The sequence below is a fragment of the Bacillus sp. 95MFCvi2.1 genome (assembly GCF_000374965.1).
In the GTDB taxonomy this organism is placed as follows: domain Bacteria; phylum Bacillota; class Bacilli; order Bacillales; family Bacillaceae_G; genus Bacillus_A; species Bacillus_A pseudomycoides.
The window spans coordinates 448,321-471,840 of record NZ_KB895690.1; the positions used below are offsets into that span (position 1 = coordinate 448,321).

Annotated in this window: 24 protein-coding genes; 4 read left to right on the forward strand and 20 right to left on the reverse strand. The window is 33.8% G+C overall.

Going from position 1 to position 23,520, the window contains the following annotated elements; translation table 11 throughout:
* Positions 1-46: 46 nt before the first annotated feature.
* Positions 47-874: an HNH endonuclease gene (locus tag C568_RS0102440; RefSeq protein WP_018765717.1), complete on the forward strand. Its 828-nt coding sequence runs from the start codon at positions 47-49 to the stop codon at positions 872-874.
* A 229-nt stretch (positions 875-1,103) separates the two neighbouring features.
* Here the strand turns inward: C568_RS0102440 and C568_RS35140 are convergent, their stop codons facing one another.
* From C568_RS35140 to C568_RS0102470, 6 genes are all read right to left on the reverse strand, one after another.
* A complete protein-coding gene (locus C568_RS35140) occupies positions 1,104-1,196 on the reverse strand; it encodes a putative holin-like toxin (RefSeq protein ID WP_001289320.1) in 93 nt (30 codons plus the stop codon).
* 148 nt (positions 1,197-1,344) lie between these two features.
* Complete coding sequence (locus tag C568_RS0102450) at positions 1,345-2,406, reverse strand: hypothetical protein (protein WP_018780685.1); 1,062 nt, start codon at positions 2,404-2,406, stop codon at positions 1,345-1,347.
* 14 nt (positions 2,407-2,420) lie between these two features.
* On the reverse strand, positions 2,421-2,894 hold the full coding sequence (locus C568_RS0102455; protein ID WP_018765719.1) for a tetratricopeptide repeat protein: 474 nt from the start codon (positions 2,892-2,894) through the stop codon (positions 2,421-2,423).
* Positions 2,878-3,681, reverse strand: coding sequence for a Cof-type HAD-IIB family hydrolase (locus tag C568_RS0102460; protein ID WP_018780686.1), 804 nt, complete (start codon positions 3,679-3,681; stop codon positions 2,878-2,880). The genes C568_RS0102455 and C568_RS0102460 overlap by 17 nt, the downstream gene beginning before the upstream one ends.
* A 16-nt stretch (positions 3,682-3,697) precedes the next feature.
* Positions 3,698-4,411, reverse strand: coding sequence for a phosphopantothenoylcysteine decarboxylase domain-containing protein (locus C568_RS0102465; RefSeq protein WP_003198137.1), 714 nt, complete (start codon positions 4,409-4,411; stop codon positions 3,698-3,700).
* Between the two features lie 3 nt (positions 4,412-4,414).
* Positions 4,415-5,221, reverse strand: coding sequence for an aminoglycoside N(3)-acetyltransferase (locus C568_RS0102470; RefSeq protein ID WP_018780688.1), 807 nt, complete (start codon positions 5,219-5,221; stop codon positions 4,415-4,417).
* A gap of 330 nt (positions 5,222-5,551) precedes the next feature.
* Between C568_RS0102470 and C568_RS0102475 the strand changes: the two genes are divergently transcribed.
* Positions 5,552-6,280: a CPBP family intramembrane glutamic endopeptidase gene (locus C568_RS0102475; protein WP_018780689.1), complete on the forward strand. Its 729-nt coding sequence runs from the start codon at positions 5,552-5,554 to the stop codon at positions 6,278-6,280.
* A gap of 106 nt (positions 6,281-6,386) precedes the next feature.
* Here the strand turns inward: C568_RS0102475 and C568_RS0102480 are convergent, their stop codons facing one another.
* The 9 genes from C568_RS0102480 to C568_RS0102520 form a co-directional block, all read right to left on the reverse strand.
* Positions 6,387-7,601 carry a GNAT family N-acetyltransferase gene (locus C568_RS0102480; RefSeq protein WP_018780690.1) on the reverse strand — a complete coding sequence of 405 codons (1,215 nt, stop codon included), beginning with the start codon at positions 7,599-7,601 and terminating at the stop codon, positions 6,387-6,389.
* A 120-nt stretch (positions 7,602-7,721) separates the two neighbouring features.
* The gene (locus C568_RS0102485) at positions 7,722-8,450 is read right to left on the reverse strand and encodes a histidine phosphatase family protein (protein WP_018780691.1); all 729 of its coding nucleotides are present in this window, start codon (positions 8,448-8,450) and stop codon (positions 7,722-7,724) included.
* A 232-nt stretch (positions 8,451-8,682) separates the two neighbouring features.
* Entirely contained in the window at positions 8,683-9,621 is a 939-nt protein-coding gene (locus C568_RS0102490; protein ID WP_006095128.1) for a DMT family transporter, read from the reverse strand.
* A 93-nt stretch (positions 9,622-9,714) separates the two neighbouring features.
* Positions 9,715-10,230 (reverse strand): DinB family protein, encoded by a 516-nt coding sequence (locus C568_RS0102495; RefSeq protein ID WP_018780692.1) that lies wholly within the window; start codon positions 10,228-10,230, stop codon positions 9,715-9,717.
* The gene (locus C568_RS0102500; protein WP_029426847.1) at positions 10,227-11,171 is read right to left on the reverse strand and encodes an alpha/beta fold hydrolase; all 945 of its coding nucleotides are present in this window, start codon (positions 11,169-11,171) and stop codon (positions 10,227-10,229) included. Before C568_RS0102500 ends, C568_RS0102495 begins: the two co-directional genes overlap by 4 nt.
* A 9-nt stretch (positions 11,172-11,180) precedes the next feature.
* Positions 11,181-11,681, reverse strand: coding sequence for a GNAT family N-acetyltransferase (locus tag C568_RS0102505; RefSeq protein WP_018765729.1), 501 nt, complete (start codon positions 11,679-11,681; stop codon positions 11,181-11,183).
* Positions 11,682-11,745: 64 nt separating this feature from the next.
* Complete coding sequence (locus tag C568_RS0102510; RefSeq protein WP_018780694.1) at positions 11,746-12,300, reverse strand: GNAT family N-acetyltransferase; 555 nt, start codon at positions 12,298-12,300, stop codon at positions 11,746-11,748.
* Positions 12,301-12,315: 15 nt separating this feature from the next.
* On the reverse strand, positions 12,316-13,017 hold the full coding sequence (locus C568_RS0102515) for a nucleotidyltransferase domain-containing protein (RefSeq protein WP_018780695.1): 702 nt from the start codon (positions 13,015-13,017) through the stop codon (positions 12,316-12,318).
* 15 nt (positions 13,018-13,032) lie between these two features.
* A complete protein-coding gene (locus C568_RS0102520; RefSeq protein WP_018780696.1) occupies positions 13,033-13,716 on the reverse strand; it encodes a DNA alkylation repair protein in 684 nt (227 codons plus the stop codon).
* Positions 13,717-13,969: 253 nt separating this feature from the next.
* Between C568_RS0102520 and C568_RS0102525 the strand changes: the two genes are divergently transcribed.
* Complete coding sequence (locus tag C568_RS0102525) at positions 13,970-14,626, forward strand: GNAT family N-acetyltransferase (protein ID WP_033794340.1); 657 nt, start codon at positions 13,970-13,972, stop codon at positions 14,624-14,626.
* Here the strand turns inward: C568_RS0102525 and C568_RS0102530 are convergent.
* A complete protein-coding gene (locus tag C568_RS0102530) occupies positions 14,585-14,836 on the reverse strand; it encodes a hypothetical protein (protein ID WP_018780698.1) in 252 nt (83 codons plus the stop codon). The genes C568_RS0102525 and C568_RS0102530 overlap by 42 nt on opposite strands.
* Positions 14,837-15,100: 264 nt before the next feature.
* On the opposite strand from C568_RS0102530, the gene C568_RS0102535 reads away from it, so the two are divergent.
* Positions 15,101-15,928 carry a peptidoglycan-N-acetylglucosamine deacetylase gene (locus C568_RS0102535; protein ID WP_006095137.1) on the forward strand — a complete coding sequence of 276 codons (828 nt, stop codon included), beginning with the start codon at positions 15,101-15,103 and terminating at the stop codon, positions 15,926-15,928.
* A 337-nt stretch (positions 15,929-16,265) separates the two neighbouring features.
* Here C568_RS0102535 and C568_RS0102540 read toward each other — a convergent pair whose 3' ends face one another.
* From C568_RS0102540 to aroA, 4 genes are all read right to left on the reverse strand, one after another.
* Positions 16,266-18,230, reverse strand: a complete 1,965-nt coding sequence (locus C568_RS0102540) for an LTA synthase family protein (protein ID WP_018780699.1) — start codon at positions 18,228-18,230, stop codon at positions 16,266-16,268.
* An 821-nt stretch (positions 18,231-19,051) separates the two neighbouring features.
* The gene (locus C568_RS0102545; RefSeq protein WP_006095166.1) at positions 19,052-20,677 is read right to left on the reverse strand and encodes an ABC-F family ATP-binding cassette domain-containing protein; all 1,626 of its coding nucleotides are present in this window, start codon (positions 20,675-20,677) and stop codon (positions 19,052-19,054) included.
* Between the two features lie 140 nt (positions 20,678-20,817).
* Complete coding sequence (locus C568_RS0102550) at positions 20,818-21,990, reverse strand: GNAT family N-acetyltransferase (RefSeq protein ID WP_018780700.1); 1,173 nt, start codon at positions 21,988-21,990, stop codon at positions 20,818-20,820.
* 220 nt (positions 21,991-22,210) lie between these two features.
* Positions 22,211-23,515, reverse strand: a complete 1,305-nt coding sequence (gene aroA, locus C568_RS0102555; protein WP_018780701.1) for a 3-phosphoshikimate 1-carboxyvinyltransferase — start codon at positions 23,513-23,515, stop codon at positions 22,211-22,213.
* Between the last annotated feature and the right edge of the window lie 5 nt (positions 23,516-23,520).

Consider the following 23,520-nt stretch of genomic DNA (forward strand, 5'->3'; position numbering starts at 1 on the left):
CTACAATGAGATTACATACAAATTTGCAGGGTAAAAGGTGATAAATATGACGCAATGTATTATTTGCAGAAAAGAAACGAAAGAACTTAGTGAACAACATGTTATCCCAGAGATTTTATGTGGACATTATTTTACAAATTCAATTTGTGATACTTGTTATGAACATCTCACAATAAACGTGGATCGACCATTAATTCGGCATAAATTGATTCAATATAAAATCGAACAAATGAAGCAACAAATTGATTCTCCTCTTTATACGAATGAATATGGTCAAGAATTAGCTGCGGCAGAAACTGAAGAAGTTGAAACAAACGATGAAATATACTATTCTAATGAATTAATTATGAAACTATGTAAAAAACATGATATTTCATTGCATAATGAAATTTGGAAAGAAGAGCGCGTAACAAAAGTAGCAAGCTCAATTCAACGTGAATTACTTTTAGATAACCGTAAATATAAAATGAGTATCTTAAAAATGGCTTATACATTCGCAGTACATACAATTGACGGTTATTTTAATGATCCAGATGCGATTGATATTTCTACTATTATATCGAATGTTGACTTTATCGAATTAAAAGAACGAAGCATTGTTCGTGATCTAAGTAAAAGTTCATTGTGGAATACCCTCAATACAACTAGCGATAATCACTACTTTATTTTATTAAGTGACAAAGATGGTCTATTCTGCTTCATTCGTCTATTTGATATTTTTGATGTTGTTGTCCATCTTTCTAGAAAAAAATATCAACTTCCATCTCCAATTGTTGGAGTGAATGATATAGAAAAACAAGAATTCTATATTGAGAATTTAAAACAATACATGGATAAGTTATTTAAACAAAAAAGCCCAAAAACTCATATCTAATTACAAACCAGAACATACGGTCTCCTTTCTTGATGAAAAGACACTATGCTATAATGAGTATGAAAAGAACAATACAATCACATAAAACAATTATAAATTGTATATAAATAAAAAAGACTAGTGTGCGGCTACACACCAGTCTATGTAACTTAGCAGATTGGATTGTTCATTTATCCTATTTGTTTCTTACAAACGAGACAACCCACATTCTATTGGCATAGGTGGGTTGTTATTTTTTGAGCTTGTCAATTAATACGACAACAAACGTTAACAATGCAACGAGAAATAATCCACCTTGCAGTAACAACGCAATTTCACTCATTTATTATCACCTCCCTTCTATCCGGAGAAGTGATAATTGAACAACCAACCATACCATAAGTTACCTCTTAATTTTATCATATTTTCTAATCTTTTACGATGAAAACCGGCAAGTCTCTCGCTTGCCGGTTTTACTGATTCCTATTCTTTTATTCTCCATCTTGCACTAGTTTTCCAACAATCGCTTCATAAAATTCCCGCTCATCATCCACATTTACATGTACACGATTCACCTTTTTGGTAAACCCATATAATAACTGCGCTGTTAACGGCTCTTTTAATTTTATTTCAAAAGTAGCCGGTTCCTTTATAAATTCCATTACCGTTGCTTCGAATACTTCTTTTCCTTCTTCCTTCGTTAATACCTCGCCTTTATAAAATGTAATCTCCTTTATTTGAGTAAATGGGATTATGATTTTCTTCCCAAATCCAACTTGGATAATTACTTCCATTTCCGTCATCATATATGGATTCGTACGAATTGCTTGTATCTCAGCTAAAAAATAAAGAATTCCATATATATTTACAATAAGTAAGCCCCAAGCAACTACCTCATTCCACTGATGAAGTAAATAATGAAATCCAATTGATTCAATTAATGTTGCGTGAATCAGCATAATATAAAACGGGATTGCTCCGGTCTTTTTATGATATGAAAAAACATGCTGACTTTCCGGCATCTTTGTACGCCACGAAAATAAAGCGTAGTAAAATAATTTACATTCCGAAACAATAACATCTACTACAGTATTTCTTTTCAACACAGTATCAAAGGCTTTATCAATTGCAAAGGAGAATGATGGATATTCGTTCTTATATTGTTTATAACATCGTATAACCGTAGGCAAAGCTCTAGCAATCTTATACAGCATAAATAACTCTAAACCTATAAACGCAATTTCTCCTGCCACTAAAATATAAGAAACAAACGAAAACGACTGTAAATAATCGCTTGGAATAACAAATCTTGCGGCAATATAGCCTGCTATTACAACTGGAAATATATAAGTTAACGAATAGCGTTTACGTATAATAAAGAAATACGTAATGACTGGAATGACAATAAGAAAATCTAACAAGGACCCTAACACCATTTCCTTCGGTACAGCGGGTACAATAGGAAGTGTATATGCTAGATAATTTGATATTACAATTAAAGCTATAAAACCAATCGAAATATTTCTTCTTTTACGTGAAATGGATTTACTCATATAATCCCACCTTTTTATTTAAAAATCTCATTAAGATGATCTTTATAGAACAAAATAGCTCGTTCATACTCTTTTACACCTTCTAGTTTTACAACAGTTTCAAGCAATAATTTCATTGCTTCTTCATATTCTTTAATGTTATATTTGGCAATGGAAAGAAATACTTTCATGGTATCATTGTCTGGAAACTGTTTGATTCCAGCTTCTAACGTAACAATCGCTTTATTATATTGACCAATACAGCGATATGTGCTACCGAGTCCAATATATGCCCCACATAATGATTCTCCTTTAAGTCCATTTACAATTGCTTTTTCGTAAAATGGAACAGCTTCTGTTTCAAGTCCCATTACATCATGTATACAAGCGCATTCATAGAGGACTTCTGGATTTTGAGTAAAGTTAGTTAACCCAATGAGTATGTCCCTTGCTTGTGCATATTTTTTTTCATTCCGAAATTGAATCGCTTGCTCAAATAACTGTTTCACCTGCATCGCTCCTTATTTGATCCAGAATAGATGCTACACCATGCTCTTCATTACTATCCGTAATATAATATGCTAATTCTTTTAACTCTGAAATTGCATTTTCCATTGCAATTGGATAACCACATTCTTGGAACAAACCGATATCATTCCAATCATCACCAAATACCATGACTTGCTCTGCACTTATCTCTTGCCTTTGGCACCAATTTAACACAGCATTCTCTTTCGAAACATTATGCCCCATAATTTGGACAAGCTGATTTTGATCTGTACAAATTACATTTACTTTATGTCGAAATTGTTCTTCTAATTTCTCATGATGAGAAAACGAGTGTAACAGTATTTTAGATACAGAGCGTTGCTTCATTTCTTCATTTGTAATCACAATAGGCTTTGTTGCTGTTATAAAATTTGTTTTTATATTTTGATTAATGTAACATGTATCTTCCACCTCAATAGCGATGAAAGAATCAGGTTCCTTCTGCGTAACAAAATTGATAATTTCTGCGGTATACATAGCATCAATTGGGTAATGGTAATTCATTTTTGTTATTTGATCCCGTAATAGAGCGCCATTGTAATACACCATCATGCCAATATTCTGTAATTCCTTGGGAAGAAACTGCTTTACAGAACGAGGAGCTCTTGCTGTCGCAAAAATGATATGTATACCTTTTCTATGGCAATCCATAACCGCTTTTATATTTCTCTCTGATACCTTCTTTTCGTTATTTAATAATGTGCCATCTAAATCTAATACAATAACTTTTATATTTTTAAAAAGCATAAGCTCCTCCTTCTATTTACATATGACCAATACTTATTTCGTTTACACGATTACACAAATCTTCTAACCTGTTTACAATCTCTTTCGCTGTTTCATCTTTCCCTTCACAAACCCAAACATTGCCATCTTCTCCAATCACATGATGAATGGCTGCATGTGAATACAGTGAATGCGGAGAATTTGCTATCATCAGATTTGCTTTTGCCTGTTCCATTCTTTCACTTGCTCGTTGGATTAATCCAGCTTCTGTGACATCGCTTTCAAGTTTAAATCCAACTAAAATCGTTTCCGGATCCCATTGTTTAATTTGTTTTAATATTTTAGGTGCCTTTTGAAAATGAACGATTGGTGCTATATCACTCGAAATCTTCCCATTCTTATCAAGTTCATTTCCTTCTTGATCACAAATTTTATCAACAATCCAATCCGATCCAGCTGCCGCCATAATCACAGCATCGATTTTCTCATGTGTAATGATACTTTTCATTTTATCTTGTAAATCAATAATACCTTCAAATGGATGTAATTCTAATTCGCTATTTGTAGCATTCGGTTTTTCAGCAAAATAACCATGTAAGTATATGACATGTGCTCCTTTTGACATCGCTTCTTCAGCAAGAATTTTTCCGATTGTACCTTTTGCTAAATTCGTATGACCACGTACTTGATCCCATTTTTCTAAACAGCCACCACTCGTAATTAAAATCTTTTTCCCCTTCATCATAACCATCCCTTACTTATTTTTCGAACGAAACCATTGTACACCAAAGTCAACAATTTCTCGTTGTTTCATTAATCTACACGTTGCATTTCCCACTTTACCAATTGTTACAGCGTTTATATGTTCAAACTCTTTTCCAATCTCAACAAACAAGTCAGAATCATAGTCCATTTCATCGAACTCTTTCCATACTCTGACACCGTTTTCTATAATAGGCGCCCCCACTTTCACCAATTCACGTGCACCTGTACGTATTTCAGATAAGTGAATCGATGTATTAGAATCGTAGCCTACACCTATCAACAATACATATCCATCTAAATCATATATTTTCTTTAGTGGTGAGTACTCTCCAAAACTAATTGAAAGTGAATGCTCCGCTATAATAGCCTCCGCATGTTTCCCCCATGCAGCAAAACTATTTAACGGATGCTTACTACGTTTTACATTTGGATATGTACGAAAACATTCTACAACTTTCCCCATCGCGCGTGTTGGAGTTATATCCGGATGAAACGCTGGAACATTGTCTCGAATAATTTGCCACCAGTTTTCTGGAACGGGTGGCCTTAGCCAGTTTTTCGGATCAGACAAATCCGACGTTTGAGTTGGCATGATAATCGTACCTTCTTCAGTAATTACATTCATTAAAGCTTCAACTACGGCGACGGCCCCACCAGATACCCAGCCAATTGAGCTCAAAGAAGAATGGACGATCACTGTCATTCCTGTTTTAAGTCCTAATGCCTGTAAATCATTCGATACAGTTTCAATTGTATTTGGTAATTGCGTTTCTGCCACAATGTCGTTTATTTTCATGATTACTCCCCCATAAGGTTCTCTCTACGCTTATAAACTATCAAATTGAATTTTAAATCTCATCAATATATTATCATATTTTTCTTAATTTTTAATCCAAACGCCAAAGAGACCTCCTAAAAAATTCTGTTCATACTGACTTATGTATCCTAGACAACTGAACCATAGCACTACTCCATATACACTTGTATTATTATGGTAAATATTATACAATAAAACCGACTGGTCGGTCTATAAAAAGAAGAATTATGAAAGACTATCACAACTTTGCATAGCGTCAACATACATAAAAGGTCTTTCTTAGTCTATTTTCAAGGGAGATGAAACCATATGTTCAACTGGATCTTTGTATTCAGCATTGCTATACCAGGAATTGTTACAATGAGCTTAGCGGAACAAAAAATAAACAAAAAGTTAGAAAACACTCCAGAAACACCCTCTATCTACCTAAGTCTTTTTATCCATACTCTACTCGTTTTACTTTTTTCCGGAATGGGTGCATTTTTCTTATCAAAGATCCAAGATGGAAATATTATTTTACCGAGCAACATTGGTGAAGCAGTTCTAATTGGAGTAATTTGCTCCTTCGGACACGTTATTATATATTATGGATTCTTTAGAAAAGTTATTGATAAAGAAACGTTTCTACAAATTGAACATCAGCGCCATAGTGTAGGATCAGGAGCCAGAGTCCTATATGGCGGAGTTGTTGAAGAAATCATCTTCCGGTGGGGTCTTATGTCACTTTTCATCACGTTGATGAGTTTTTTTCATGCTGTCACTCAGATTATTGTAGTTCTTGGAATTATCCTATCTAGTATTCTATTTGCAGTCACACACTTTCTAGGTGTAAAAGGAATGAAAAAATCAAGATGGCTATATTCTTATGCTGTATTAGGAAATTTGTGGGTAGGTATTTTTTGTGGCTGGCAATTCTGGTCGAATGGTTTAATTGCCGCTATCATTGTTCATATGCTTTTCCACCTATTATTGTATCCTTGTGAACTGTGGTATCGTAAAAAGCTAGGGAATGATGAAACGACTGCTGTAAACATGTAACATTTTTCTTGCCCCATTAAAGGTGCAATAATTGAACATGTATGAATTACCTACATATGATAAAAGCCCCCTTTTGTATTCACTTTAGAAGAAGGCTTTCAATCGTTTAAAAATAATCAAAAAAGCATGGCGGTGAATCCGGAATTAAATTCTCAAGCACCTCTATCATTTCATGACTTCCTTTTATTCTTCCGATATCATACAAAAATGCAGGGCTTTTATAACTTAATAACATAGTTGTTAATGTTTGAATCGTTAAGGACATTCCCTCCATATTATTTGGTTCTTTCTCATATGTTATATGTAATTGTTTGTCATAATCCCACTTTAAAGAAAAAGTCCCTTTATTCCACTCCAACATTGGATCATCTATATGTAAAATTAGCTTTTCATTTTTTACATGTTTAAATGGATATTGTTTCAGAAAACCAACTACATCGACAATTCTTCCCATATAGTAAGGGGCGATTGTCTGTTTTATTTCACTATCTTCAAGTAAGAAAGCAACCGGTTCATGAACGCATGTCTTTCCTTTAACATAATACACCATTGAAAAGTGTGCACTAATGAAATTCCATAACCCTCTTCTCGCCTCTTCATTTAAGTAAATCATTTCTTCTATATAAAACTTCTCTTCAAGGACACGATAAAATAAATAGCCATGTGGAATATCTTCATCTGTATAATAAATTGCTAATTGCAAATCAATTGTTTCCTCACGAAATCGTTCTTCCCATGCAAGTGTATTTCGAACCATCGCTCCATTTGTTTTTCTAGCAAACTCATCATAAACTTTTTCTTTTTCTTTACTTTTCAATTCAACTCGCCTTACTCGGCCACTAATGTTTCCACGATACTTAGGAAGCTGTGTATCTTTAATTTGGTATTCGATGATATCAGAAATAATTTCCCAGCCTTTTTTGCGATAATAAGGAATCGAGTAAGGGAACAAATAAGAAATATATTGTCCATTTTCTCTCATCGTTTTTAAGCTTTCTTTCATTAATGAGTTCATTAATCCATGCCCTGCATATTCTGGATATGTACCAACTCCAGTAACTCCTCCCATTTCATAAATCACACCATGGATATTTATTTGGAATGGCAAAACAACAATTTGAGAAATTAATTTATCATGATCAAACCAGCCTAATGCAGTCCCTGGCTTTAATTGATGGCTTTTCTTTTGTACCATCTTTTCTTCATCATTAATCATCTTTTTAGAAACTTGAAACACATATTTCATTAAGTTTGAAAACTGATCCACTTCACTTTCCTTAATAGGTCTCATAATCAAACCTTTATAATACTTCTCATTCATTTTCATATGCTCCTTTGTAACACAAACTAAAATATCATATTATTTTTATCATTTAGTTAGTATATACAAAAGATAATGAAAACACGCATACAGCATTATCAAGACTGTATGCGCGCATTTTTATAATTCCACAATTTCTCTTCCTTTTTCAGCATAACTCATATCGCCAACAGATTCGACTTTATATGCCCCATCTTTATAGAGAATTTTAGTGACACTTGCATTTTCTACTCCCATTTTTGTTTTACTACTATCAAGCATTTCTACTAATGTAGTGATCATCAGTCCATGAGATACGACTAAAACGTTACCTCCTCCATCTTTAGCGGTGTCTTCACTAATTTTATCGATTTCTTTTTTTATACGAGTTGAAAATACTTCCCAATTTTCAGCTTGTTTCGTAGTGTCTGCTTCTGCAATGAAATTCGTAATTTCTTTAATAGAGAACTTCATTAATTCAGATACTGCTTTAACACCAGCAGTATCTTGCATAGCCTTCCACATATTTTCAATCTTATCGCCTTCAAAAATCCCAAAATTCAATTCACGTAAATCTTTCCGTTGTTCAAATTTTAACTTTGATTGTCCACTATACTTTAGTACTAAGTTAGCAGTTTCAATTGCACGGCCACTATCACTACTATACGCATCAACAAAAGGTATATCTTGTAGTCCATTTCCTAAACCCTTCGCTATTTCAATGCCCTTCTCTACTAATGGAGAATCTGCCCAGCCTTGTACACGTTCACTAGTGTTTAACATTGTTTTTCCATGTCTAGTAATATATAAGGTAACGGTATTATCCTTGTTATTATTTGTTAAGTTCATATCTTTTTCCATATTCATCATTCATGTCTCTCCCTTTAGAGTAATCCATTGCTTGTAAAGTCACTGCTTCTTATCGACCAAAACTTAAAAATCTACTTCCTTTACTAACAACTATATTATAATTTTATCAAAATAGTTTCATACGTGGATAAAATATATAATTTTAGTTTCCATCAATTCATATTTTTCAAACGAAACAAAAAAAAACAGACCCTTATAATTACGAATCCATTCCTTTTCTATCTTTCATTTTTTATGCTGTTATCTTTTCTTCCTTTTTCATAACAACTGCAACATAACTATGCAGAATCATTCCTACAACAACTAAACTCATTCCAATCCATGATAATGATGATGGAAATGGAGCAGATAGCCAGATTAATTCTCCGAGTAATGCAAATAAAACTTCACCTGACTGCGTTGCTTCTACTGTTGCCAATTTCTGCGGATCATCCTTTACAAGATCTGTTGCAAAGAAAAATAATACAGTCGCAATTAAACCAGAACTAATTGCTACGATGAAGCATTGAAAAACTTGGTCACTTGATGGTAATCCATTTGTAGAAACCTCATAGCCTGATAACAAAAACCAAAATGGTAAACTTGCGAGTGTCATTCCAAGAACTCGTTGAAAAACATCTAACTCTCCTTTACATACTTGCATCATTTTTCGATTTCCAAGCGGGTAAGCAAATGCTGCTACAATTACGGGCACCACACATAAAACTGTTTCACGAATCCCTAAAGAAGAAGCATGTTCCACTTGCATAAGAAGCACACCTAATAATATGACAGCAGACATCATCAATTCTTTCATTGGAATTTTTTTATGTAGCGAATTTGTTGCAAATAATGGTGTTAATAAAATCCCTGCTATAATTGTAATTTGCCATGTTGAGGCAACGAGCCATCCTGGTCCAAATGCACCTGCGAAACTAAGTGGTGCGTAAAAAAGACCGAAGCCAACAATACTCCATAACAACCACTCTTTCGGATTACTTTTCATATATTGAAAGAGTTGCTTTAAATTCCCTCTATACATGACAATAATTAAAAGTAGTGGAACCATAAAGTAATATCGTAACGATGCACTCCAAATCCAGCTTCCGCCTTGTAAATCCATCGCACGGTTTAAAATAAATGTAAAGGCAAAGAAAAACGATGCCAATACCCCCGCTGCAATTGCTTTCATCCTAAAACCCCTTATACATTTTTTCTTCTACTATATAACAGAACACAATTAATTTAAAATAAATTTCATACTACAAGTGATATCTTTGTACATTTATCTAGAATCATATCGGTACAATTTCCGCAATCGACTTATATGAGCTTGATGATACCGATTATGATCAGCTATATGCCAGATTCCCCACCTAATCGTAGCAGTTTCACCATCTTCATAATATACTTCTCGTGTTAAGTCTGCTTCTGTTAGCTTCATACATTCGTCATAAAACATATTTTGAACATCTTCATAATCTCGCATGATTTCTCGCAAAGAACCTTTTGTTGTATTAGGTAATTCTCCTTTTTCATCAAGTATAGGACCATATTTTTCATGTAATGATAGTGGAACTTGCGCACCTTTCAAGCGATATACCCAATGTAAATCTACAACTGCTAGATGTTGAAGAATCTGCCCAATGTTATTTTCATCATTAGAAGAACCTTTGTAATGTAGTTCTTCTTTCCCTACATCCTTTACTAATTCTCTTAATCTTTTGAATGTATCACTTACAGTAGCATATAACACTGCAACGTGAGGGTTCATATCCCTTTCTACATATAAATCTTTCACTGCAATTCTCCTATCCAACTCTTAATCCTTTCATTGATCTCATGTGCCTTTTCATGATGAATATAATGCTTTGTATTTGGAAATATAACCTGTTCCGTTCTTGAAGATATTTTTAACAGTTCATTCTGCGTTTTCTCCCAATTTTCATATCCATTATTTGTTGCGGAAAATTGCAATACTGGCAGAGTTCCTAGATCCCCTTGTTCTATTACCTTTTTACCATTTCTACTCATCCACTCTAATTCTTCTTTCATATTTCGATTATTTGTATTTTTAAGAGCCATTGAAATTTTAAGTTCTTGTAATTCTTTTGGTAAATTAGGGATATCTATAAATACGTTATCCATGATTCCAAACAATGATAACGTACGCAATATGCCGATATTTTTAGCTGTATTCATTGTGTGCCAACTAACTTTCATACCTATATCCATTTCAAAATTCTGTGCGTATTCCGGACTAATTCCATCGATAAAAACTAATCCCTCAATTTCATTTGGATATAATTGTGCATAACGAATACTTTCTAATGCTCCCATTGAATGTCCTACTAATATAAAGGGAGGTTTCTCATCAGACTCTATTAATAATGCATGCAATTCGCTTACAACTGTATCAATATCCCTACTTCTCTCTGTTTTTTCACTGTATCCGTAGCCAGGTCGCTCATACACAACTACTCTATTTTCTTTTTCTAACTTATTATACAGTGGATAAAAATCTGCATACAGTGTAGTCGTTCCACTTCCTGCTGTAATAACTATCACTGGTTTATCCTCACGTTTTCCTGTTGCAAAAATGTGCATATCATGATTGTTAACTTCAATTATCTTACCAGGTACTTCCGTATAATTATTTACACAAATAGCTTGATACAGTACACTAGCAACCAAAACAATTGACACGATAAACAAAGCAATACGCTTCTTACTTTTAAACATCATATACGCTTAGAGAAATAAAACCATATGTTCATCATCGCGGTATATGCCATTCATTTTTAGTGCCTTTTTTTCTATCCCATACGTTGTAAAACTCATTGATTGATACAATTTTTTTGCTGCTTCATTATCTGAAACAACCCCTAAACTAATTTGCTCTATTTTTAGTTCTCTTGCCTTTTCAATTAACGCTCGAATTAAGCATTTTGCTAAGCCTTTCCCTCTACTTTGATGATCTACATACATGGCAACAAGATGCCCCTTATGCTTATATGCTGCTTTTTGTTCCGTTAGTAACGTTACTACACCCATTAGTTGATTCTCTTTATTAAAAGCACCGAATGTGTAACTAGTTTTTGAATTTAAATTTCGAACAACTTCCTCAACAGGGTTTTCTTTTTGCATCGCTTCTTCGTAAGTCGTCACGAATGATTCTGGATTCATTTGTAGTGCTTGTAAGCGTAAGTTCCAATATTGTACTGCATCTAAGTCTGATAAAACTCGAATCATTTGTATGCATCCTCTCATATCATTAAATTTCTAAACTTAATCCACTTTTGTTTACATAATAATATTATATGTTCGAAACTTTTTTATTAATAATTTCATATTCTTCTTTCAACATACTAAAACGATACCGATTAATAAATGCACCTTCTCGTAATCTATCATTTCTCATGATTCCTTCACAAACAAACCCAGCCTTTTCATAACTTTTTATCGCATTTATGTTATCCGCATCAACACGTAGCCACACTTTCTCTAGACCAAATTCATAAAATCCAATTTGTAACATGCTGTATAGGGCCGCAATACCATATCTTCGCCCCCAATATTCTTTGTTACCAATTGCAATTCCTAATTCAGCATTTTTATTCGTTGTATCAAAGTTTTTTAAATCGACCCAGCCGATATGCACACCATCTCTAGTAACAATAGCTCGTTGTTCATACCCATTTTCTCGATTCATACACATCTCAATCCATCTTTTTGTCTCATCACGTGTAAACGGTGGATATTGATCAGGTACAACTAAATGTTTTGTTACTTCTTTATCTAATGACCATTGATATCGATCTTCTATATCTTCTAGTGAAAGTTCTCTTAATTGAACAATTGGTACATTCATTTTTCCATCTCCCTTTTATTTCCCTATAGAAAAACCTTCAAACAACCTGCCTCCATAGTTTTCTAAAGTGTTCTCTACAAAAGCAATAAGTTTCTTCTTCTCTCCAGTTTTATAAAAATGATCAAAAGCTTCAACAAATTGCTCTGCAAATAATTCATCATATTTTCTTAACACCCTAATAAACCATTTAGAATTTCCAACCCATTGTTCATTTACTCTAAGGACATATTCATGAACTAAGTCTGCCAGAAGATTAGCAATAAACAATTCTTCTTCCCTCTTTGTCGCACCAATAAAATCATCTAGCACATCGGTAATAAAGTAACGCTTCTGTCTGATAAGTTCTTCTGTCCACTTTTCAGGACCTTTATCTAATAATTGCCGTGCTTCCAGTTTTAAGCTAGTTACAATTCCTTCCTCCCCTTTTAAAATAATCCCTTCCGAAACTAATTGTGGTAAACTAGGTCTCCCACGCTTGCAGTCACTCCTAAAATATTCTTTATATGTTTCAAAAGTATGTACAAACACTTCAACTGGCCAACCATTGCTAAAAAAAGATTCACGATAACAATGAGATAGACTTTCATCAAATATTACAATATCAAGGTCAGATGTTTTTGTCGCTTCTCCCCTTGCAATACTTCCTCCTAATAAAGCGACGTCACAATGTGGAAATTGTGATTCAATAATTTTTTGTGCAGCGTCAATTGCTTTCATGCTGTTCTCCTTCTTTCATTTTCTTTTTTTATTTCTTTCTCTATCCCGTGCTTTTTTAATATATGCCTCTGCTTCAGGTGTTTTACATGAAGTGGCACCATGATCAACATCAACCTTTCCAATTTCACGTGCAATTGTGATTGCTTTTTGCTCAAGCTCATCATTTCGAATTCCAATCGCAATAAGTGCACTATTCATTGCTTCTTTTTTTCGATTTTTTTCAGTATGTATATGAGCCTTAATTTCTTTTAAAAATGGTAGGAAAAATTCATCTTCTAACGATTTATCCTTTATAGCAACATGAGCGAGTAAAGACCAACCCGCTCTACCAATCCATTCATCTTGAGATGGTGTCCACTTTTTCAATTTCTCTATTGCAATTGGAGACGAACTTACAGCTGACATAAGTACATCCATCAAACAATAATAATCAACCTCTTGTACCCATTCATCCAACTGCTCTGACGTAAATTTTTTTGGATCAACAATCATTGTAGCTAATGTCATTGCATCCATATTTTTTGTTTCCCATAATGACATGGCTAATTCATGATCTTTTTTGATTTTCTTCTTTAATTGTTTTAAGTTTGCAAAACTAACACCGAATAGTGGCTCTTTTGCCCCATGGTTCTTATATGTTTTACGATTTTGTTCTGTTCCACATTCCTCAAGCTGATGCATGACTTCTTCTAATATCATTTGGGCACCTCGTTTTTATGTTATTTCTCCTTGCCTTAAATACGCACTTACGATATATTCGACATTATTTATTATTTTCCTAGTTTTTATTTTTAAATACGGTATGTGAAATTAAATAAACCAAAAAAAAAAAAAAGATGCAATGAAAGATCTTACCTAACTAAAGAAGGAATTTTGATTTTTATGTTATATAATATTACACATATGCAATGAATAAGGGGTGAATGATACATTGCTTTCGAATTTTGAATTAATGTCTATTCAGACTGAAGTTTTATTTTCTCATAATCAATTTGGAAAAATAACAAGTATTAACGAACCTGAAAGCACAGTTGCACCTCGTTTTTTTCTTGGTCATACAAAAGATGGTACGATTAGACGATATCGCTTTGATCTACCCAACGTTCTAACAAATGAGATTGAAGAATTATTTACCAATCATCCTAATCACATAGATTTAGCAAAAATTATGCACATACTAAGCGGAGAACAGCCGATACATAAAATCTGGATAGGGCCTGCTTTTGTATTTCCAAATAAGCTAGATAATCCTATCCGAGCAATAAAGATTACGGAGACAAATAAAGAACTTCTTCAATACAGCTTTCCAAATTTATTACATCAGTTAAAATGGCGACAACCTTGTTTTGTAATTCTTGAAAACGAAATGATTGCTTCTATATGCTGTAGTGCAAGAAATACAACTATAGCCGCTGAAGCAAGTGTAGAAACATTAGTGTCCTTCCAAGGGAAAGGATATGGCTATAATGTTGTATCAGCTTGGGCGAAAGCCGTACAAGAGGAAGGTCGTATTCCTCTTTATAGCACTTCTTGGGATAATTTTGCTTCACAAGCAGTAGCAAAAAAATTAAAACTGATTAACTATGGAACTGACATTCACTTCTCTTAAAACTGCATCTATATTACTTTCTGCTATCCATTTCAGCTGATTTTTCAACTTGTTTTGAGCTTGAGCCCTTCCAAATCCCTTATCATTTTCTATCCTCCTCGACAAGATGGGATCCACAAAATGAATTAATTCTACCTCCAATACTTCAAATGCTCTTTCTATATATTCAATATTTGAATGATAGGCATGTAAACAAGCTATTTTTTTCACTTTTATCACACCTTTTTCATTTTAAAAACGCATATGTACAATTATAGAATTTAGATTTTTTAACCAACGCATTACTGTTTTTTGTCCATTTCTCTTTTCATTCTCAAAAACCTGCTAAGCAAGAATAATTATCACAGTAAAAACAACAAAATCTTGCATACTTTTTTATAAACTTTTTTGTACTTGTAAAAATCTTTTTTTGCATTTACCTACCTAAAATTGCTAATATAGTAGAGTAGAACTATTATAGAGAGAAGGAAAACTATGCACAATGGAATTCGAATGACAACCTTAGTAAAAAGGGCATTGTTAATTTGCGTCGGGGTATTATTTTTATACGAAGCAATGTACGGTCCAACTCATATTGCTCGGGCAAGTACGGAAGATGAAACAAAATCTGTTCAACTTGTAAGTGAAATTCAAACTGCTCTAGCTCCGAAAGAAGCTCCAAAACAATATAACGGGCAAGTTAGAAAAGTTGCTTACTTAACATTTGACGATGGTCCTGGAAAGTACACTGCTGAGCTATTAGAAATGTTGAAAAAAGAAGATGCGAAAGCTACATTTTTCCTAATTGGAGCAAACGTTAAAGCATTTCCAGATCTTGTGAAACAAGAATTAGCCGAAGGACATTATGTTGGTATGCACAGTATGACACATAACTACAAAAAGCTATATACTGAAGGACATTATGTGGATGAAATGAAAGAAGATCAAAGTTTAATTGCTGCGATTATCGGAAAATCCCCTATCTTAACACGTCCACCATATGGCTCAATGCCAGGATTGAATGAAGCGCTCCGCAATAAAGTTGCTGAAGGTGGTTTTAAGGTTTGGGATTGGACAATTGACTCTTTAGACTGGAGATATAATAAAATGCCAGTAGATGCTGCCTCGGCGCAAATTGTACAAAATGTTCTTGCTGGTGCTACAAATCCAATCGAGGTCGTGTTAATGCATGATATTCACCCACAATCAGTAAAAGCTGTGCCTGGGATCATTAAAGGTCTAAAAGAAAAAGGTTATGAACTGGAAAGTTATCAAGAAGATGAACATTTCCCATTAAACTTCTGGCATGATAAACGTATGTAATAAAAAAAAGACTTGATTTTCTTTATAGGAAAATCAAGTCTTTTTTTATTTTTATTTGTTTAGAAAATAGAAGTTATTAATTTTACAAGTATAGATACTAACTTTGCAAAATTAGATTGTTCCAATCACTTTCTACTAATATAGTATCTTGTATCCCCCATAAAATTAACTCCAAATTATCGTTTCTGTAGTGTGCAATAATTGTACTCTTTTCATACATTTATTATACTTTATCAATTCGGTATGTGAAATTATCAAATGTCTCCAAAATAAAAAATCCTCCTTACAAGGATATTTATCCTTATAAGGAGACTAACGTTGATTTATTTTATTACGTTTAACCTTCTTGCGTAGTTTTTACTTTCGTCTTATTTATATCACGATGATTATAGTTATATTTCGAACGATCTACTGGTGTAAATCCTTCTGGTGTGTAGAATCGTAATAAATCTCCGTTTACAACTTCATCAGAAAATTTAAGTTTCTGTTGAACCATTTTTTCATTTTGTTTGATTTCATCCGTTGCTTCTACTGGTTTTCCAGTGGTTGTGTCATAATACTTTCCATTAAGCGCAGTAACGGTCGGACTTACATAGTTACCATTACGGAAAGGAACAACTTGCTGATGCTCTGGTGATAATAAATCTGTACCAAATTGGATATAATTCTTTGTATCGGTACCTAGTAAATGTAACAGCGTTGGAAGAACATCGATTTCTCCGCCATATTGGTGTTGAACTCCGCCCTTCATTCCTGGAACATGAATGATTAAAGGTACACGTTGTAATTGTGCATTTTCAAATGAATTAATTTCTTTACCCATGATTTGTGACATCGCTGCATTATGATTATCTGAAATACCATAATGGTCTCCATACATCACAATGATCGAATTGTCATATAAACCAGATTGCTTCAAGTAATCCATAAAGCTTTTTACAGATTCATCTAAATAACGTGCTGTTTGGAAATACGTATCTACAGATGAATCACCAGTTTTTGCTGGTTCAATTGTCGCTTCATCCTTATTAATTGGATAAGGGAAGTGATTTGATAACGTAATAAACTTCGCATAGAACGGTTGTTTTAATGTTTGTAACATTGGAATAGACTCATTAAAGAATGGTTTATCTTTCAGACCATAGTTTACAACATCTTTTTCATTCATATCATAATATGATGCATCAAAGAATTTATTAAATCCAAATGATTTATAAATATCATCACGATTCCAGAATGTTTTGTAGTTACCATGGAACACCGCAGATGTATAGCCCTGCTGTCCTAAAATAGCTGGTGCTGCTTGATACGTATTATGAGCTTTGTTTGTAAATACAGACCCTTGTGGTAAACCGAATAGTGAGTTCTCTAACATAAACTCCGCATCAGATGTTTTACCTTGTCCTGTTTGATGGAAGAAGTTATCAAAATACAGTGTATTTGCATCTTGTGTAAATGAATTTAAGAATGGTGTAACTTCTTGTCCGTTCAACTTGTAATTAATTAAAAAGTTTTGGAACGACTCTAAATGAATATAGATAACGTTCATACCTTTCCCCTTACCAAAATACTCTGGGTTAGGGCTTGCATAGTTCGATGTAATATAGTTTCTTACACCTGTCATGCTATCTCCATCCGCTAAAGCACGTTCTGTCGATGCTTTCATACTTTGGATGCCATCATAAATTGTATAGTTGTACGCACCTAAGTATTTCACAATGTAGTTGCGGTCAAACGTTCTTGTTAGTAATTCAGGACGATCAGATTCTGCTAAACCTAAGTTGATGCTAAAAATCAAAACCCCCATAATAAATACAAGTGACAATTTATATTTTGCAACACGAATTGGTTTTGGATTAGCGAATTTTGTTATTACCAACACAAGCAAGATAATTGTGTCTAAGAAATATAATGGATCATATAGATGTAATAACGCTAAAATACTACCACCTAAATCTCCAAAGTTATTCGTTTGTGTTAATGTCGGGAACGTAATAAAATCGCTGAAAAAGCGATAATATACTACGTTTGAGTATAAGATAATTGACAGTAACAAATTAATAATAATTAACCAAATATAAGATCGTTTCCCTTTTGCAAATAATGCAAGTCCTAAAAATAGGACAGCTGAGCTTAGCGGGTTAAAAAATAGCAAGAATTTTTGGATTGTGTTCGATATTCCTAAGTCGAATTCTGTAACATATGCTGCATATGTTTTTAACCAGAATAAAACAACTGCAAAAATAAAGAACCCAAAATGATTACTTAACACACGTTTGCTCTTTAATAATAATTGTTTCATCTCTCCACCTCTTTTAATCATCCAAGGTTTATTTTTTATAAGTCTACCTCTGTTTTGAATTTACTTTCCCAAAACAACCCTCACTTTTCTTTAACCTTATGAAGAATATTAGTAATTATAAGTTTAAGGTTGTATTTATTCAACTATTTCTTATTAAATATGTTGACCTAGATATATATTTAATAAAATGCATTTGTAACATTTTTTATTTCTATCTAACTTTCTAAAAATCCGTCCGGTTATTAGGACACTCCCCACTATAAACTTTTATTCTTCACTCCGCAAACATTCTTATTTCCAAAATTACCAATTGGATTTATTGCTGCTAATTTATTCATTCTGAGAAAATTTCTTCTTACTGCGTCCTTTATATGTAAAAAATTATAATTCACATACATATTTTTTATTATTAACTTCTATAAACAACATTTAATTCCATTATTTCTCCTGTTCATTTAACATTAGCTTTGTGATACGAAAAGAATATATTTAATCTGAACAGACCGGTTCCGTTTGGAAAGACATGTAATTTTTTATTATATGTAACTTCTTTTCAACATAATTTCATGAATATTGAAAAAATTGAACACATTTATATATACAAATCCTGCTATGCAGAATAAAAAGTAACTTACACTCGTTTGTTCTTTCTGTTTTTACTTCGCATGTGGCAGAAAAAGGCCCTGACCACTTCTATGCATGGCCAGAAGCTCTCCCCCACCTAAAAAAAGGGGTTTTATGTCGGTTTTTTAATTGATGTACCTATAGTAAAAAAACAAAACCCTCGCTCTATTCTAAGTGCGAGGGTTTTGTTTTACAGATTATTTCCCTTGATACATTGCATCTACTTGCTTTTGAAGTTCTACATTTTCTAAGAACTCATCGTATGTTGCTTCTTTATCGATTACACCGTTTGGCGTCACTTCGATAATACGATTTGCAATTGTTTGTACGAACTGATGGTCATGAGATGTAAATAGTAATGTTCCTTTAAATGCGATTAAACCGTTGTTTAATGCTGTGATAGACTCAAGGTCTAAATGGTTCGTTGGATCATCAAGTGTTAATACGTTTGCTCCGCTTAACATCATTTTAGAAAGCATACAACGAACTTTTTCTCCACCTGACAATACAGAAACATTTTTCTTTACTTCTTCACCAGAGAATAGCATACGACCTAAGAAGCCACGCAAGAAACTTTCTGTTTCATCTTGCGGAGAGAACTGACGTAACCATTCAACTAAGTTATATTCACTGTTCTCGAAGTACTTAGAGTTATCTCTTGGGAAGTAAGCTTGAGATGTTGTAACGCCCCACTTAAATGAACCGCTATCTGGCTCCATTTCACCCATAAGAATTTTAAATAATGTTGTCATCGCAATATCATTGCGTCCGATAAATGCAACTTTATCACCTTTAGATAATGTGAAGTACACATTATCTAACACTTTTTCTCCATCAATCGTTTTTGAAAGACCTTCTACAGTTAATAAGTCATTTCCTACTTCACGCTCTGGTGTGAAGCCAACGAATGGATAACGGCGTGATGATGGTTTAATATCATCTAATGTAATTTTATCTAATAATTTTTTACGAGAAGTCGCTTGCTTCGCTTTAGATGCGTTTGAACTAAAGCGTGCAATGAAGTTTTGTAACTCTTTTACTTTCTCTTCTTTTTTCTTATTTGCATCTTGTGTTAGTTTTAATGCTAATTGGCTTGATTCATACCAGAAGTCATAGTTACCAACATACAATTGAATTTTACCGAAATCAAGATCCGCCATGTGCGTACATACTTTATTTAAGAAGTGACGGTCATGGGATACAACGATAACTGTATTTTCAAAGTTCATTAAGAAGTTCTCTAACCATTGAATCGCTTTTAAGTCTAAGTGGTTGGTAGGCTCATCTAATAATAGAATGTCAGGTTGACCGAATAATGCTTGAGCAAGTAATACTTTTACTTTCTCTGCCCCTGTTAACTCTGACAATTTTTTGTCATGAACGTCTTCTCCAATGCCTAGGCCTTTTAAAAGAATTGCAGCTTCAGATTCAGCTTCCCAACCGTTTAGCTCAGCAAATTCACCTTCCAGTTCTGCAGCACGCATACCGTCTTCATCACTGAAATCTTCTTTCATGTAAATTGCATTTTTTTCTTGCATTACTTTGTAAAGACGTGTGTGACCCATAATTACTGTTTCTAATACAGGAAACTCTTCGTATTCGAAGTGGTTCTGTTTTAATACTGCTAAACGCTCACCTGGCGTGATGTTTACATCACCTGTTGATGGATCAATTTCTCCAGATAAAATCTTTAGAAATGTTGATTTACCAGCACCGTTTGCTCCGATTAAACCGTAGCAGTTACCTGGTGTGAATTTTATGTTAACATCATCAAATAATTTTCTGTCCGCAAAGCGCAATCCTACGTTACTAACTGTAATCATGTGTTTCCTCCAATTTCGATACTTTTATATACATACTTCAATTACTATAACATACTTAGGCATCTAAAGGTATATCTAATCATCTTTCTATTTCAACAAAATAAAAAGCACTTTTCAAATCGTGCTTTTTATTTGAAATTTTAAAAGAAATCATAAATAAACGGCTTATGTAATGGAATCAAATGTTCAAGTGTTTTTACTTCTTCCTCACTCCCTAAAATATGGTCCATTTCGTATAACTCTAATGGACGCTTATATCCGAATAACATTGCTGATAAATCATTTATATTTAAATGGATTCCTCTACTGTTCCATTTTTCGGTTTCTTCTTTATTAATAATTACTACTTCTTTACTTTGTAATTTAACCGTCACATTATTCCATGAGGCAAATGAGTCTGAAATATGTAAAATGACATTATTTTGTTGATTACTCCAAACAAATGGATATTGATTTAAAAACTGCTCCACGTCTACAATCCGAGCCATAAAATAAGGAGTAATTTCAGCCTTCACTCGAGGCTCTTGTAAAGTATAAAGTAATGGCTCTGTTTCACTTAGTATCATCTTAAGCTCTTTTATCATAGAATCATGTTGGCAAATAAAATTCCAAAGTCCATTTCGAGCTTCATTATTTAGCGGTACAAATTCTTCCACTGTCATTTTTGAATCATTTATTTTGTACAGCATATAACCAGTAGCTTCATCTTTTTCATTGTAATAGACCGCTGCCGTCAAATCATGGTAAACTGCTTGCGTCCACCAATCCGTACTTCGAACTAGCATACCAACGAATCGCTTTGCAAATTGCTCATATACTGCTTCTATTTCTTTTGGATGTGAATCTTTATTAAAACGTCTCACATTCCCTTTCACATGCTTCTGCATCACTAAATCACTCTTCGTCATGGAACATATGAAACGATTGGCAAATAGTTCCCATCCATACTTTCTATAGAATGAAACTGCAAATGGATGTAACATTGATACACTAAATCCATCTTGTTTCATTTTTTGTAGCACATACTTCAGTAATTCTTTTACATGCCCACTCCGTCTATACTCTGGGTATGTCGCTACTCCTGCAATTCCACCCATTTTAAACATTTCATCACCAATATTTATTTCGAACGGAAGAAGGTGCAGTTTTGCTGCGAGTTGATCTCCTTCCAAAATTCCAAATAGTTGATGGTGTTTTTTCATTAATGTAAGACGCTTTTCAATTTGATCTTCCGGTACCTTATATTGAAAGGCATATTCAGATAAAGCAATCGCTTCTCTATATTGTCGCCCTGCTAATTCAATTACTTTCATGACTTTCTCCTCCTATTCCCTTTATTACATTCGTACTCATGCGGATAAAATCCTATCTAAAAAATCAGAAAGGTCGATGAAATATACATCGACCTTTCTATAATTATTATATCTCGATATAACACACACTATCTTCCAAATAAAGATTTACCATAAAACAAAAAGCTGTACTTACTAATTACTTTTATCATGTCCCCTGTATACCATATAAAGTTTCACTTTATGCTTTTTCCAATTCGGTTTGTAGTTTGCTCAATTCCTGAAAGAATGTAGGATACGATACACCTACTGCTTCTGCATCTTGAATCGTTGTTTTTCCTTCAGCTATACAGCCGGCGATTGCAAGCATCATTCCAATACGGTGATCACCGTAACTATGTACTGTATTGCCTTTTAAAGTTGATTTACCGTAAATAATCATTCCGTCATCTGTTGCTTCAATACGAGCTCCTAATTTCGTTAGTTCAGCAACAACTGTGTCAATACGATTCGTTTCTTTCACTTTTAGCTCACGCGCATCTTTAATAACCGTAATTCCTTCAGCTTGCGTTGCCGCTAATGCGATAATCGGAATTTCATCGATTAATCTTGGAATAATATCCCCGCCAATTTCGATTCCTTTTAGTGAAGATGTTTCAATAGTAATGTTTGCAGCTGGTTCTGATGCTCCTTCGTTAATTGGTTCTATAGTGAACGTAGCACCCATTCTCTCTAAAACATCTATAATACCTGTACGAGTCGGATTCATTCCTACATTTTGTAGTTGTATTTTACTATTTGGAATAATGGCTCCTGCTACTAAGAAAAATGCCGCTGATGATACGTCACCTGGAACTTGAACGTCTATTCCAGTTAATTTCTGGCCACCTGCTAGTTTTACAGTTTTCCCTTCACGAGTTACTGTAACACCAAACGCCTTAAGCATTCTTTCCGTATGATCGCGTGAAATGTGCGGTTCTGTAACAGCTGTTACACCTTCTGCACGAAGACCTGCAAGTAAAATAGCTGACTTTACTTGTGCGCTTGCAACTGGGGAAGTGTATTGGATTGCTTTTAATGCTCCACCTCTTATTGTTAGCGGTGTGTACGTCCCGTCTTCTCGGCCATCAATGTTTGCGCCCATTTGCTTTAATGGATTGGTTACGCGTTTCATCGGTCTTTTTGCGATAGAAGCATCACCTTGTACGCAAGAAAAGAATGGCGTGTTTGCCAATATTCCTGATATTAATCGTATCGTAGTTCCAGAATTACCAACATCTAATACAGCTTTTGGTTCTTGTAAACCTTCAATTCCTTTTCCGATTACAATAACTTCATCACCGTTTTGCATAATGTCTACTCCCATTTCTTTAAAACAAGAAATAGTACTTAAACAGTCTGCACCAGGTAGAAAGCCTTTAATTGTTGTTCTTCCCTCTGCAATTGCGCCGAACATAACAGCGCGGTGTGAAATGGATTTATCACCAGGAATTGTAATGGTTCCATTCAATCCGTTATTAACAGGTTGTATTGTTCTTTCTTTCACGTTTT

Bases quoted from the DNA above. Each gene is read 5' to 3' on its own strand.
- C568_RS0102440 (WP_018765717.1), top strand. From the start codon at position 47: ATGACGCAATGTATTATTTGCAGAAAAGAAACGAAAGAACTTAGTGAA.
- C568_RS35140 (WP_001289320.1), bottom strand. From the start codon at position 1,196: ATGAGTGAAATTGCGTTGTTACTGCAAGGTGGATTATTTCTCGTTGCA.
- C568_RS0102450 (WP_018780685.1), bottom strand. From the start codon at position 2,406: ATGAGTAAATCCATTTCACGTAAAAGAAGAAATATTTCGATTGGTTTT.
- C568_RS0102460 (WP_018780686.1), bottom strand. From the start codon at position 3,681: ATGCTTTTTAAAAATATAAAAGTTATTGTATTAGATTTAGATGGCACA.
- C568_RS0102465 (WP_003198137.1), bottom strand. From the start codon at position 4,411: ATGGTTATGATGAAGGGGAAAAAGATTTTAATTACGAGTGGTGGCTGT.
- C568_RS0102470 (WP_018780688.1), bottom strand. From the start codon at position 5,221: ATGAAAATAAACGACATTGTGGCAGAAACGCAATTACCAAATACAATT.
- C568_RS0102475 (WP_018780689.1), top strand. From the start codon at position 5,552: ATGTTCAACTGGATCTTTGTATTCAGCATTGCTATACCAGGAATTGTT.
- C568_RS0102480 (WP_018780690.1), bottom strand. From the start codon at position 7,601: ATGAATGAGAAGTATTATAAAGGTTTGATTATGAGACCTATTAAGGAA.
- C568_RS0102485 (WP_018780691.1), bottom strand. From the start codon at position 8,450: ATGATGAATATGGAAAAAGATATGAACTTAACAAATAATAACAAGGAT.
- C568_RS0102490 (WP_006095128.1), bottom strand. From the start codon at position 9,621: ATGAAAGCAATTGCAGCGGGGGTATTGGCATCGTTTTTCTTTGCCTTT.
- C568_RS0102500 (WP_029426847.1), bottom strand. From the start codon at position 11,171: ATGTTTAAAAGTAAGAAGCGTATTGCTTTGTTTATCGTGTCAATTGTT.
- C568_RS0102505 (WP_018765729.1), bottom strand. From the start codon at position 11,681: ATGATTCGAGTTTTATCAGACTTAGATGCAGTACAATATTGGAACTTA.
- C568_RS0102510 (WP_018780694.1), bottom strand. From the start codon at position 12,300: ATGAATGTACCAATTGTTCAATTAAGAGAACTTTCACTAGAAGATATA.
- C568_RS0102515 (WP_018780695.1), bottom strand. From the start codon at position 13,017: ATGAAAGCAATTGACGCTGCACAAAAAATTATTGAATCACAATTTCCA.
- C568_RS0102520 (WP_018780696.1), bottom strand. From the start codon at position 13,716: ATGATATTAGAAGAAGTCATGCATCAGCTTGAGGAATGTGGAACAGAA.
- C568_RS0102525 (WP_033794340.1), top strand. From the start codon at position 13,970: ATGTCTATTCAGACTGAAGTTTTATTTTCTCATAATCAATTTGGAAAA.
- C568_RS0102535 (WP_006095137.1), top strand. From the start codon at position 15,101: ATGCACAATGGAATTCGAATGACAACCTTAGTAAAAAGGGCATTGTTA.
- C568_RS0102540 (WP_018780699.1), bottom strand. From the start codon at position 18,230: ATGAAACAATTATTATTAAAGAGCAAACGTGTGTTAAGTAATCATTTT.
- C568_RS0102545 (WP_006095166.1), bottom strand. From the start codon at position 20,677: ATGATTACAGTTAGTAACGTAGGATTGCGCTTTGCGGACAGAAAATTA.
- C568_RS0102550 (WP_018780700.1), bottom strand. From the start codon at position 21,990: ATGAAAGTAATTGAATTAGCAGGGCGACAATATAGAGAAGCGATTGCT.